Annotated in this window: 11 protein-coding genes; 4 read left to right on the forward strand and 7 right to left on the reverse strand. The window is 73.0% G+C overall.

The features are described 5' to 3' along the window. Window positions 1-61 precede the first annotated feature (61 nt). Both AB0J97_RS21600 and AB0J97_RS21605 read right to left on the reverse strand, forming a co-directional pair. Window positions 62-718: a response regulator transcription factor gene (locus AB0J97_RS21600; protein WP_364091294.1), complete on the reverse strand. Its 657-nt coding sequence runs from the start codon at window positions 716-718 to the stop codon at window positions 62-64. Window positions 719-727: 9 nt separating this feature from the next. Then, the gene (locus AB0J97_RS21605) at window positions 728-1,855 is read right to left on the reverse strand and encodes a DUF5931 domain-containing protein (RefSeq protein ID WP_364091296.1); all 1,128 of its coding nucleotides are present in this window, start codon (window positions 1,853-1,855) and stop codon (window positions 728-730) included. 114 nt (window positions 1,856-1,969) lie between these two features. Here AB0J97_RS21605 and AB0J97_RS21610 point away from each other — a divergent pair, with 114 nt between their 5' ends. Next, on the forward strand, window positions 1,970-2,830 hold the full coding sequence (locus AB0J97_RS21610) for an MHYT domain-containing protein (RefSeq protein WP_364091298.1): 861 nt from the start codon (window positions 1,970-1,972) through the stop codon (window positions 2,828-2,830). Between the two features lie 223 nt (window positions 2,831-3,053). On the opposite strand, the gene AB0J97_RS21615 is transcribed toward AB0J97_RS21610, so the two are convergent. After that, entirely contained in the window at window positions 3,054-4,079 is a 1,026-nt protein-coding gene (locus AB0J97_RS21615) for a 6-phosphofructokinase (RefSeq protein WP_357705286.1), read from the reverse strand. 173 nt (window positions 4,080-4,252) lie between these two features. Here AB0J97_RS21615 and AB0J97_RS21620 point away from each other — a divergent pair, with 173 nt between their 5' ends. Beyond that, window positions 4,253-4,978: a Clp protease N-terminal domain-containing protein gene (locus AB0J97_RS21620; protein WP_364091300.1), complete on the forward strand. Its 726-nt coding sequence runs from the start codon at window positions 4,253-4,255 to the stop codon at window positions 4,976-4,978. On the opposite strand, the gene AB0J97_RS21625 is transcribed toward AB0J97_RS21620, so the two are convergent. After that, a complete protein-coding gene (locus tag AB0J97_RS21625; RefSeq protein ID WP_364091302.1) occupies window positions 4,935-6,392 on the reverse strand; it encodes a N,N-dimethylformamidase beta subunit family domain-containing protein in 1,458 nt (485 codons plus the stop codon). The genes AB0J97_RS21620 and AB0J97_RS21625 overlap by 44 nt on opposite strands. 204 nt (window positions 6,393-6,596) lie before the next feature. Next, window positions 6,597-7,496, reverse strand: a complete 900-nt coding sequence (locus AB0J97_RS21630) for a beta-propeller fold lactonase family protein (protein ID WP_364091304.1) — start codon at window positions 7,494-7,496, stop codon at window positions 6,597-6,599. 94 nt (window positions 7,497-7,590) lie between these two features. Here AB0J97_RS21630 and AB0J97_RS21635 point away from each other — a divergent pair, with 94 nt between their 5' ends. Continuing rightward, complete coding sequence (locus tag AB0J97_RS21635; RefSeq protein ID WP_364091306.1) at window positions 7,591-8,472, forward strand: helix-turn-helix domain-containing GNAT family N-acetyltransferase; 882 nt, start codon at window positions 7,591-7,593, stop codon at window positions 8,470-8,472. Here the strand turns inward: AB0J97_RS21635 and AB0J97_RS21640 are convergent. Next, window positions 8,432-10,666 (reverse strand): MMPL family transporter, encoded by a 2,235-nt coding sequence (locus AB0J97_RS21640; protein WP_364091307.1) that lies wholly within the window; start codon window positions 10,664-10,666, stop codon window positions 8,432-8,434. The genes AB0J97_RS21635 and AB0J97_RS21640 overlap by 41 nt on opposite strands. A gap of 135 nt (window positions 10,667-10,801) precedes the next feature. Here AB0J97_RS21640 and AB0J97_RS21645 point away from each other — a divergent pair, with 135 nt between their 5' ends. Continuing rightward, window positions 10,802-11,395, forward strand: coding sequence for a TetR/AcrR family transcriptional regulator (locus AB0J97_RS21645; protein WP_364091309.1), 594 nt, complete (start codon window positions 10,802-10,804; stop codon window positions 11,393-11,395). A 15-nt stretch (window positions 11,396-11,410) separates the two neighbouring features. On the opposite strand, the gene AB0J97_RS21650 is transcribed toward AB0J97_RS21645, so the two are convergent. Continuing rightward, on the reverse strand, window positions 11,411-12,433 hold the full coding sequence (locus AB0J97_RS21650) for an alkaline phosphatase PhoX (protein ID WP_364091311.1): 1,023 nt from the start codon (window positions 12,431-12,433) through the stop codon (window positions 11,411-11,413). Window positions 12,434-12,688: the final 255 nt, after the last annotated feature.

Below are 12,688 nucleotides of genomic sequence, written 5' to 3' on the forward strand. Positions count from 1 at the left end.
AACCTCCGGGGAAGACGGGGAAAGCGCGGCCGTAGGAAGGCAACGCCGCGACCCATCGAGTTTAGTCCGCGTCGAGGCCCTGCTCGATCGCATATCGGACCAGTTCCACCCGGTTGTGCAACTGGAGCTTGCTCAGCGTGTTCTGCACGTGGTTCTGGACCGTGCGGTGCGAGAGCACCAGGCGGTCGGCCACCTGCCGGTAGGTCAGGCCCTTGGCGACCAGCCTGAGCACCTCCGTCTCGCGCTCGGTCAGCCTCGGCCCGTCGTCGCCCGCGCGGCCGGCTGCGGCCGGACTCGCGGCCAGCCGCCGGTACTCTCCGAGGACCAGCCCGGCCAGGCCCGGCGTGAAGACGGCGTCGCCGTCGGCGGTGCGGCGGACGGCGTCGAGGAACTCCTCCCGGCTCGCCGACTTCACCAGATATCCGGACGCGCCGGCCTTGACCGCGGCCAGCACGTCATCCTGCTCGGCGCTGGCCGACAACACCAGGACCTTCGGCGCCGGGTCGGCCCCGGCCAGGCCGGCGGCCACCTCGGCCCCGGACATGTCGGGCAGGTGCAGATCCAGCACCACGACCTCGGGACGTACGGCCCCGGCCGCCCGGATCGCCTGCCGCCCCTCCCCCACCACCGCCACGACGTCGTAGCCCGCCTCGGACAGATCCCTGGCCACGCCGTCGCGCCACATGGGATGGTCGTCCACGACCATGACCCGCACCATGACGCCACTCTAACCGGGGCCGCCCGCGCCTTTCCGCGTCCGCTCGGCGGGCAGGCTGATCTCGATCTCGGTCCCCGACCGCGCGGAGGTGACGGCGACCGTCCCGCCCAGGTCGGCGACGCGTCCGCGGATGGACTGGGCGACGCCCAGGCGGCCCTCGGCGGCGGCCCGCTCCAGGCGGCCCTCGGGGATGCCGGGCCCCTCGTCCCGGACGGTCACCATGACCACGTCGTCGCAGGACTCGGCGAACACCCAGGCCCGCGCGTCCAGGCCGCAGTGCCTGCGCACGTTGTCCAGGGCGGCCCCGACCGCGGCCGCCACGCCCTCGGCCGCCGGGGTGGGCAGGACGAGCGGCGTGGCCGGGGTGGAGACCGTCACCAGCGGCGAGCCGTGCCGCATGAGCAGGGAGCGCAGGTCGGTGGAGCCGGTCGGGGCCGGGCGGGCGGCGATGAGCTCGCGCAGCGCGGCCTCCTGCTCGCCGGCGAGGCGGCCCAGCTCGGCCGCCTCGCCGCCGATCTGCCGGCCGCGCCGCTGGACCAGGGCCAGCACCTGGAGGACGGAGTCGTGCAGGTCGCGGGCCAGCCGGTCGCGTTCGCGCTGGGCCGCCTCCATCTCGGCCGCGCGCTGCATGCGCTCCTCGGCCTCCTTGGCCAGCCGGGCCACGTGTCCGACCACCACTCCTGACAGGAACAGCAGGACGGCGCCGTTGATCATCACGGGCGCGTCCGGGGCGCGCACGCGCAGCCACAGGTCCGCGGCGGCGACGACGGCCGCCGCCACCGCGCCCGCGCGCCTGCCGCCGTACACGGCCCAGGCCAGGACGGGCGCCGCGATCCAGGTGGCGGGCACGGGCATGGTGCCCGCCGCGCCCTGCCGGGCGCCCTCGACGTACGGCGAGGCCAGCAGGCAGGCCAGGGCCACCAGCAGGTCGATGGCCGGCAGCGGCCATCCGCGCAGCCCCTCGACCGAGTACGCGTACGTGGCCCCGGCCGTCCACAGGGTCATCAGGGCGATCACCAGCCAGCCGATGACCGGCTCCTCGTACCCGCGGTGCTGGGCCATCAGCACGACGGCGTACAGCAGCGACGCGACGCGGAAGACCGCGATCGCCCGCCAGAAGGGCCCCTCGATGCTCATGAGACCTTTTCATGTTTCCGACACGGCGGTTGACAGATAGTTGCGTTATCCATGCGATAGGGACAGGGCGGATGACACAATCCGTGAACCCCTAATCACAAGGAATGTCGATATATGACCGCTGTTAATCATTTCACCCACGGACCGCTCACTCCGCTGCTCGCGTACCTGATGTCGTGCCTGGGTTCGATGCTCGGACTGCGGCTGACCGCCCAGGCCCACGCGAGCCGCGGCGCGTCGCGGATGCGCTGGCTGATCGGCGCGGCGATCTCCATAGGCGGCACCGGGATCTGGGTCATGCACTTCGTCGGCATGATGGGCTTCGCGGTGGAGGGCACGCAGATCAAGTACGACGTGCCGCTCACCGTCGCCTCGGCCGCCGTGGCCATCGTGGTGGTCGGCACCGGGCTGTTCCTGGTGTCCTACGGCCGCGGCCGGGCCCTGGCGCTGCTCGGCGGCGGCCTGCTCACCGGGCTCGGCGTGGCCAGCATGCACTACCTCGGCATGTACGCCATGAACATGAGCGCCCACGTCTCCTACGACCGCACGACCGTGGCCGCGTCCGTGGTCATCGCCGTCGTGGCCGCGACCGCCGCGCTCTGGTTCACCCTGCGGGTCAAGAGGACGGTCTGGATCACCGGCGCGGCGATGGTCATGGGCGTGGCCGTCTCGGGCATGCACTACACCGGCATGTACGCCATGCGGGTCTCCGTCGACGCCGAGCCCGGCATGGTCACCGGCGCCGACGCCCTGGACTTCCTCGTCCCCCTCATGACCGTGATCAGCCTGATCACGCTGACCATGCTGCTCATGGTGATCCTCGCGCCCTCGGAGGAGGAACTGCACGAGGACGCCGAGATGGTCGCCCGCCTGGAGCTGCGCCGGCGTACCGCCCAGCAGCAGCGCCTGGCCTACCCCGCGCCCCCGGCCGCCCCCCGCCCGCAGCAGCAGATGATGCGGACGCCCCGCCGCTGAGCCCGGACGCTCCCCGTGAACGCGACGAGGGCGCGCCGGAGGTGGATCTCCCCGGCGCGCCCCGCGGTTGAGCTATCTCCTGGGTACGGCTTGCGGCGCGAAGTGGGCCGCCGACTCGCTGCGCCCCAAGCCGTACCCCGAGGGGGGTTGTAAGCGGTAACCCCGCTGTCCAGAAGGTACGGCCGGGCGCTTGCAAGCCGCTTTCACCCAGCCGAAGAACACCTCAGCCGAAGAAGACCTCGGCCTCGGAGTACCGGGACACCGGCACGGTCTTCAGCTCGGCCGTCGCCTCGTCGAGCCCGACCCGGACGATGTCGGTGCCGCGCAGGGCGACCATCTTGCCGTAGTCGCCCTCGTGCGCGGCGTCGATCGCCTGGAGGCCGAACCTGGTGGCCAGCACCCGGTCGTAGGCCGTCGGGGTGCCGCCGCGCTGGATGTGCCCGAGCACGGTCGTCCGGGCCTCCTTGCCGGTGCGCTTCTCGATCTCCTTGGCCAGCACCTCGCCGACGCCGCCGAGCCGGACGTGCCCGAACGCGTCGAGGGTGCCGGTCTGCAGCTCCATCTGGCCCTCGATCGGGTGGGCACCCTCGGCCACGACGATGATCGGCGAATAGCGGGTGCGGAAGCGGGACTCGACGTACTCGCAGACCCGGTCGATGTCGAAGGGCTTCTCGGGGATGAGGATCACGTTGGCGCCGCCGGCCATGCCCGCGTGCAGCGCGATCCAGCCCGCGTGACGGCCCATGACCTCGCAGATCAGCGCGCGGTGGTGGGACTCGGCGGTGGTGTGCAGCCGGTCGATGGCCTCCATCGCGATGTTGACCGCGGTGTCGAAGCCGAAGGTGTAGTCGGTGCCGGACAGGTCGTTGTCGATGGTCTTGGGCACGCCCACGACGTTCACGTCGCGGTCGTAGAGCTGCTTGGCCACGCCGAGCGTGTCCTCGCCGCCGATGGCGATCAGGGCGTCGACGCCGGTGGCGAGGAGGTTCTCCTTGATGCGGTCGACGCCGCCCTGGATCTTGATCGGGTTGGTCCGGGAGGATCCGAGAATGGTGCCGCCCCGCGGCAGGATGCCTCGTACGGCCTGGATGTCGAGCGGCATCGTGTCGCCTTCGAGGGGGCCGCGCCAGCCGTCGCGGAACCCCACGAACTCATGGCCGTACGCGCTCACCCCCTTACGCACCACGGCCCTGATGACGGCGTTGAGACCCGGACAGTCTCCGCCTCCGGTGAGCACTCCTATACGCATGGCGGGTTCCTCCCGATGGGGTTCACGAACCATTGCTCGGTGACAGCTCGCATTGTGCCTGCCGGGGTGCACAGTGGTCTAGACCAAACGCCAGGCGCAGATCATTTCCGAAGAGGAACCCCTTTCGTCAACCAAGGGTTGACGAATAGGGAACGTCAACCTATGGTTGACGCATGGATGGAACCGTACGTCTCGACGACCTCATCGCCGCCATCAAGAGCCGCCACCCGGACGGCGACCCGCTCGGCCAACTCACCGACGCCGTGACGCTCGGCGAGCACCTCGGCGAGGTGGCCGACCACCTGATCGGCCACTTCGTGGACAACGCCCGCCACTCCGGCGCCTCCTGGACCGACATCGGCCGCAGCATGGGCGTCACCAAACAGGCCGCGCAGAAGCGGTTCGTGGTCAAGGAGGGCAGCTCGCTCGCCGACGACCTGCGCAACTACGCCCGTTACACCGACAAGGCGCGGGTCGCGGTGGTCAAGTCGCAGGAGGAGGCGCGGCTGTCGGGGCACGACCACATCGAGGTCGGGCACCTGGTGCTCGGGCTGCTGCACGTGCCGGAGGCGCTGGCCGCCTCGACCATGGCCACCCTCGGCGCGTCCGCCGAGGCGGTCAGGGAGGCCGTCACGGCAGCCATGGGGCCGGGCGGCGGGCAGTCGCCCGTCACCCTGCCGTTCGCCGCGCAGAGCGCCAAGGCGCTGGAGCTGACCCTGCGGGAGGCGCTGCGGCTCGGGCACAACTACGTCGGCACCGAGCACCTGCTGCTCGGCGTGCTCTCCCTGGAGGAGGGCCCGGTGGTGCAGGCCCTCGCCGACCTCGGCGTGCGCAAGGATGCGGCCGAGCAGGAGATCAGGAAGCGGCTGGAGGCGATCCTGCGCGAGCGCCGCTCCTAGCCTTCCCGGGGGCCTTCCCGGGGGCCTTCAGGGCTGCCTCCCGGGGCGTGCCGGCGGGGCCCGCCGCGAAGCGGGTCAGCACGTTCGCCGTCGCGCGGCGGGTGAAGGCGGCCGCGGACTCGGGGACGCCGTGACCGCACCGCTTGCCGCGCATCGCGCACACCCAGCGCATTGTGCCGGACGCGAACACCCCGGCCCCGCTCGGCGCGGTGTAGTACGTGCTCTGCGACGTCGTCGCCCGTCCCCCGCACGAGAACGACGAGTCGGCCAGCACCTCGACGTCCTTCGGCGAGCCGCGCGAGACCTTGTCGCTCTCCGGGCCGACCATGCCGGGGAAGCGCCGCCCCCGGGTGCCGGCGAAGATCCAGTGACCGGGCCTGGTGACCGTGTAGGCGCCCTGGGCGGGGAAGCAGTCGTACATCTGCCCCACCAGGGCGCTCTCCGGGCGGGAGTCCCGCCACAGCGGGCACAGCCGTTCCTTGTCGCAGGCGACCGTCCTGCCCTTGATCGCGATCCGCCAGTAGACGGCGTTCGCGCCGAGGAAGGCAAGGTTCGTCCCGCTGTCCCTGGCCCGGGTGACGGCCGTGCGCATCGCGGGCGACCAGTACTCGTCGTGGCCCAGCGAGAGCACGGCCTTGGCGCCGTCCAGCACGCCGGGGCCGAGGTCGAGGCTCGTGAGGTAGGCCAGGGGCACGCCGCTGCGCTCGGCCACGTCCAGCGCCGACTGCTCGAAGTCGAGGAACAGGCGGGCGCCGGCGCCGTCGTACGGGCGATCGAAGGTGACCTCGCGCGAGCGGTCGGCGAAGCCGCCGGGACCGAGATACAGGCTGCGCCCGCCCCACAGGTTGTACGCCTGCCAGGTGGTGACCGCGTTCACCACCACCACGCGGCCCCGGGTCGAGGCCGAGCGCACGGTGATCGGCACGTACCGCTGGGCGCCGGTCGAGGCGTCCAGCCTGATCAGGTACGCGCCCTCCGTCCAGCCTCGGGTGTCCACGGTGAGCGAGGGCTTCCAGTGCGCGGCGGTCACCATGCGGTCCACGGTCCTGGCCGGGGGCTGGCGTACGCCCTTGACCTGGGAGGACTCCCACACCTTCGCCGGGTGCGCGCCCATCCTGAAGGCGGCGGCGGTGAAGCGCGGGGCGGTGGTGGAGACATGCAGGGCGAAGCGCTCGCCGGGCAGCACGCTCACGTGGTCGGCGTAGCCCTCGATCTCGTGCTCGGCCCCGCGGGTGGTGATCCGCCACGACTCCCCCGCGTTCACCGGCGGCGGCGACGGGCGGCCCGGTTCCGAGGGCGTCGGCGCGGGCGGCGCGGGCGCCGCGGACGGCACCGGCCGCACGGGGGCGCCGCCGCACCCGGCGGCGGGCAGGACGGCGATCAGCAGGGCGAGGAGCGACAGGATCTTGCGCACCCGGCCATCGTGGTGGGCCCGGGGGGGGGCGGGGCCCCCCGGGGGGGGCAGGCCCCCCCCGGGGGGGGGGCCCGTCCGGCCAACGGGGGGCGTCGTAGACAATGAACTCGCCCCCCCGGGCCTTGGGGGGGGCCGGGGGGGCCGGGCCCACCACTTGGTCAACTTCTTACACGGGCCCGCCTCCCCGCACAGGCCCGCGCCCTCCTAGGCGGGCAGCACGCAGGACGGGCTGGGCACCTCGTACGACCGCCCGGCCGGCTCGGGCACCCCGTCGTCCAGCGTGAACACGGTCACCTGGCCGGAGTTCTGGTTGGCGACGTACAGGCGGTCGCCCGCGATGGCGAAGTGCCGGGGCCAGTCGCCGCCCGAGGGCACCTCGGCCACCGGGGTCAGGTCGGCGGCGCGCAGCACCGAGACCGTGTCGGGCCCGCGGTTGGCGACGTAGACCAGGTCGCCGTCGAGCTGCAGGTGGGAGGGCGCGTTGTCGCCCCCGGCGCGCGAGGCGGGGACGACGGTGCGGCGCTCGCCCTCGACGAGGGTCACGGTGCCGTCCAGCTCGCCGGCCACGTACAGGCGGTCGCCGGCGAAGGCGAAGTGGCGGGGGCCGGTGCCGGGGGCCAAGGTGATCGGGTCGAGCGGGGAGCCGTCCAGGCGGTAGCGGCGAATCTCGTCGGTGCCCAGGTCGGAGACGTGCAGGACGTCCTCGTGGAAGACGCACATGTGGGCGTGCGGGCCGGCCTGGCGGTCGGGGTCGGGGCCCGAGCCCTCGTGCCTCAGGACGATCGGGTCGCCGGCGAAGGCCCCCCTCTCGTCCAGGTGGTGCAGGCCCGCGGTGCCGTCGCCGTAGTTGGCCACGGCCAGCAGGGTCCCCGAGGGGTGGACCGCCAGGTGGCAGGGGCTGTCGCCGTCGCTGGAGCGTTCGTCCAGCGGGGACAGGCCGCCGTCCATGGTGAAGGCGGTGAGCCAGCCGCGCCGCAACTCGCCCACCGCGTACAACACCGGCAGGGTCGGGTGCGCGGCCAGGAACGACGGCGAGGCCACGCGGGTCAGCTCGCCGTCCGCGGTCACGATGCCGGGGCCGTAGCCGCCTATGTACAGGTTCACAACGGGATCCTTCTTATGGTTGACTAGAGCAATGAATTCGTTGACGGAGGCAAGGGTTTCTGAGATCAGAGCCTTCAACCGGTTCTATACGAAAGTGATCGGCGTCCTCCAGGCAGGCATGCTCGACTCGCCCTACTCGCTGACGGAAGTCCGGGTGCTGTTCGAGCTGGCGCACGCCGAGAGCATGGAGACCGGCGAGCTGCGCGGCCTGCTCGACCTCGACGCGGGCTACCTGAGCCGGATCCTGGCCCGGTTCGAGGGCGACGGCCTGGTGTCGCGCGAGCGGTCGGCCGCCGACGCCCGCAAGCAGCTCGTACGGCTGACCGAGGCCGGCGCCGCGACCTTCGCCGGGCTCGACCGCCGATCGGCCGAGGAGATCGAGCGCCTGCTCGGCGGCCTGCCCGAGGAGGACCAGGCGCTGCTGGTCGGCGGCATGGCGACGATCAGGCGGCTGCTCGGCGAGCCCTCCGAGCGCTCGTACGTGATCAGGCCCCCGCGGACGGGCGACCTGGGCTGGGTCGCCTACCGACACGGCGCCCTCTACAGCGAGGAGTACGGCTGGGGCACCGAGTTCGAGCAGCTCGTGGCCAGGATCGTGGGCGCCTACGACCCCGCCCGCGACGCCGGCTGGATCGCCGAGGTCGACGGCGAGCGCGCCGGATGCGTGTTCTGCGTGCACCAGGACGACACGACGGCCAAGCTGCGCATGTTGCTGGTCGAGCCGTCGGCGCGGGGGCTCGGGATCGGCCGGCGCCTGGTGGCCGAGTGCCTGCGCCACGCCAGGGCGCGCGGCTACCGGCGGATCACGTTGTGGACCCGCGACTGCCTGGTGAGCGCGCGGCGCATCTACCAGGCGGCCGGGTTCGAGCTGGAGTCGGCCGAACGGGGCCTGGAGAACGGCGCCGAGGTCACCGAGGAGATGTGGTCGCTCGATCTCACCGTGCCCGCCCGGCCCGGCCCCGTGGCCACCAGTTGAGCGGCCCGGCCAGGCGCATCAGGCTCGGCACCAGCACCGCCCTGATCACGGTGGCGTCCGCCAGCACCGCCACCGCCATGCCGACCCCGAGCATCTGCACGAACGCCACGCGCGCGGTGGCGTAGGCGGCGAAGGTGAGCGCCAGGATGCCGCCCGCCGCGGTGATCAGGGGCGCGCCGCGCCGCATGCCGGCGGCCACGGCCTCCACGGTGTCGCCCGTCCTGTCGTGCTCCTCCTTGATCCTGGACAGCAGGAAGACCTCGTAGTCCATCGACAGGCCGTAGGCGACGCAGAGCATGAGGATCGGGATGCTCGGGTCGAGCGTGCCGGTCGGGGTGAAGCCGAGCAGGCCCGACAGGTGGCCCTCCTGGAAGACCCAGACGACGGCGCCGAACATGACGCCGAGGCTGAGCACGTTCAGCAGGGTCGCCTTGAGCGGCAGGACCAGGCTGCCGGTCATCAGGAACAGCACGGCGAACGTGACGCCCAGCATGAGCGTGAGCACCAGCGGCAGGCGGTCCACGACCGAGGCGCGGTAGTCGGCCAGCTCGGCGGGATAGCCGCCGACCAGCACCTCGAACGGCGGCGGCACGGCCCGTACGGACTCCACCAGCCGGACGGGGTCACCGGCCAGCGCCTTCGCGGACGGCACCACCGACAGCCAGGCGCCCTCCCCGCGGAAGCGGGCCGGGTCGCCGTCGCCGACGCGCCGCCCCGCCACGTGAGCGCCGGCGGCGGAGTCGACCTGGGCGACCCCGAGAACCCGCGAGAGCCGCACCGCGTACGCCGAGACGTCGGCGGCCCGCGCCGCTCCCGTCGAGATGATCTGGATGGCGTCGGTCTCCTCCGCCGGGAAGGCCCGCCGGATGACCTCCTGGGTCTGCCGCGAAGACGCCTCCGGCGGCAGGATGCGGTCGTCGGCCGCACCGAAGCGCAGGCCGAGGAACGGCGAGGCGAGCACCAGCAGCAGCGCGGCCGCCAGACCGCCGGACAACACCGGCCGGCGCATGACCCGGGCGGCCAGGCCGTCCCAGAACCCGGACGGCCCGGCACGTCCTGGCCAGGACCCGGCGCCGGAAGCGCGCCGCCTCCCACGCCAGAGTCCCGCGCCGCGCCGCCGCGTCCGGGGCACCATCGTGCCGCCGATCGAGGCCAGCACGGCGGGCAGCACGACCACCGCCGCGAACAGGCCGCCGGCGACGACCGCGATGCCCGCGTAGGCGAAGGAACGCAGGAAGTCGAAGGGCAGCGCGAACAGCACGGCCAGCGAGGCGGCCACGGTGAGGCCGCTGAACAGCACGGTCCGCCCGGCGTGCTCGACGGCTCCGGCGACGGCCGCCGGGCGGTCGCGCCCCGCGGCGACCTCCTCGCGGAAACGCTGGACGACGAACAGGCAGTAGTCGATGCCGAGCCCGAGGCCCATGGCGAGGGTGAGGTTCAGGGCGAAGGTGGAGACGTCCGCGAACATCAGCACGCCGCGCAGCAGGGCCAGGCCGACCACCATGGCCGCCACCCCGGCCAGGATCGGCACCAGGGCGGCCGTCACGCGCCGCTGGTAGAGCCACAGCAGCACGAACGCCAGCGGGAAGACGACCAGCTCGGCCCGGACGAAGTCCTGCCTGGCCAGCGGCACGGTCTCGCGGAACACCTCCTCCCCTCCCCCGGCCCGTACCCGGAAGGGGCCCTGGTCGCCGACGATGCGCGGCACGAGCGCGGGCAGCACCCGCGTGCGCACGTGGTCGGCGTCGCCGGGGACGCGTACCACGATCAGCGCGTGCCTGCCGTCCTGGCTGCGCAGGGTGGCGGGCCTGCCCCTGGTCCAGTACGAGGACGACTCCGCGACGCCCGGCGCCCGGCCGATCCGCTCGGTGAGCGCGCGGCCCGCCGACTCGGCCGCGGCGTCGTCGACGGTGCCCGACCTGGTGGTGACCAGGAAGACCAGGTCGGGGCTGCCGGTGCCGAACCGCCGTACGAGCTCGGCCTGGGCCCGGTCGGACGCCGAGCCGGGCGCCTCGAAGCGGGCCAGGGAGAGGCGGGAGACCGTGCCGGCGGCCAGGACGCCCGCGACGACCAGGACGAGCGCGGCCAGGGCCAGCACGACCCGGCGGCGACGGACGAGGAGGTGCCCCAGCCTGCGCAGCGGCGGCTCTGCGGCGGTGGCGCGCGGGCCCCGCGTGGTGACGTTCACGGCCACGGGGGCACCGCCCGCGCCGGGCCGGATGGGCAGGTTCGCATGGGATCTCCCGCTGGAAACTCGGTAAACTGCTCGTGTTTCGCTGTCGAACCCAGAAATACAAGTAAATGCTCGCATTTGTCAACGGAGTGGCCCATGCCTGAACGCACGGTCCGCAGGCAGGCGCGCGGCCTGAAGCGGATGGCCGAGATCCTCGACGCCGCGGAGTCGGTGATCGCCGAGATCGGCTATCCGGACCTGACGACGAACCAGGTCGCCGCGCGGGCCGGGCTCTCCCCCGGGTCGCTGTACCAGTTCTTCCGGAACAAGGAGGAGATCCTGGACGGCCTGGTGTCCCGGTACACCGACGACCGGGAGGAGTTCTGGGCGGCCCGGCTGGCGGAGGTCACCCCGGACGTCCCGCTGGAGGCCCTGGTGGGGCAGCTCGTGGACGAGAGCGTGGCGTTCAAGGCCGAGTCGCCGGCGTACTGGTCGCTGCTGTACGGGACGGCCACCGGCGACCGGCTCGCGGCAGCCTCGCAGCGCATGCACGCGGCGCTGGCCGAGCGGATCGCCGCGCTGCTGCGGCGGCGTTCGCCCGAGCTGCCGCAGGAGCGGGCGCGGCTCAACGCCACGATGGCGCTGGCCATGGTGAAGGCGGTGCTGCCCATGCTGGGGCCGGCGACGCCGGAGCACGGCGCGGAGCTCGTGGCCGAGCTGAAGCTGATGCTGGTCCGCTACCTGGCCTGAGCCGCGGACGTCCGGTCAGGGGCGGAAGGGGCCGCCGACCTCGAAGGTGTGGCCCTCGGTGCGGCCGCGCCTGGCCGAGAAGTAGAGCCGGTCGCCCCTCGGCGAGAACGCCAGCCCGGTGAGCTCGGCCCCGTCGTGCCCGGTGAGCCGCAGGAACGGCGTGACGGCCCGGTCGGGGGCGATGACATCGATCTCCGTCGTCTCCCTGGCCACGTAGAGGTCGCCCGAGGGCGCGGCCGTGATCGCGCGCACGCCCTCGCACAGCCGGTCGAGCGTGGAGGTCTGCGCGTCGTAGGCCCACAGGCCGGTGTCGCCCTTGGTGGTGAAGTAGCAGACGCCGCCCGCGTAGTGGCAGCCGTCGCCGCCGTTGAAGTGGCGGGCGTCCTCGACCTGGTGGCGGGCCGCGGTGAGCAGCGCGGCCGGGGACGGCACCGGCCGCCATCCGCCCGACGCGCACAGCACCTCCAGCGTGCCCTCGGTCAGGTCGCCCCAGTCGCCGGGCCGGAACCGGTAGAAGCAGCCGTCCTGCTCGTCCTCGGTCATGTAGACGACGCGCCGCTCGGGGTCGCAGGCGGCGGCCTCGTGCCTGAAGCGGCCCATGGCCAGGCGGGGACGGGCGGCGCGGGCGCCGTAAGGGTCGCACTCGAAGACGCGGCCGCGGTCGCCGAGCTCGCACGACAGCCAGGTGTGCCACGGCGTGGCGCCGCCCGCGCAGTTGAGGTCGGTGCCGGACAGGATGCGGTAGGCGTCGGCGACCGTGCCGTCGGCCTGGAAGCGCACCGCGGAGGCGCCGCCGAGCAGGGGCAGCTCGGAGTTGGACACGTAGATCCAGCCGGCGCCGTCGGGGAAACAGGCGCCGCCGTCGGGCGCCGCGTGCCAGGTGAGCCCGGCCACCTTGTCACCGGAGCGGGCCACGACCCGGCCGGTGAAGCCCGGCGGCAGCGCGAGCCCGTCGGCGGACGCCGGCGTGAGCGGCCCGTACGGGCTGATGCCGCCCTGCAAGAGCGGGCCCGTGCGGAGGAGAGTCTTGTGGGACATCGTGGGGCCTCCCTCTAGGTGCCACGCTAGTCGACCGCATCGACATGAATGGCAAGGACTCGCGACATCAAACTCTGCGCAAACCCCGCGCTCCGTCGCGGCGGGAGATCGTCGGCGGTTGCTGGACGATGCGTGACAGTCCGTACCCACTGCGCGGAAGATCGCCCACTTCCCCACCCGAACGCACAAAGGCCCGGACGCACAAAGGCCCGGACGCGCGAAGGCCCGGGCTCGTGCCCGGGCCTTTCGGTCGCG

It is taken from the genome of Nonomuraea sp. NPDC049607 (genome assembly GCF_040675375.1).
GTDB lineage: Bacteria > Actinomycetota > Actinomycetes > Streptosporangiales > Streptosporangiaceae > Nonomuraea.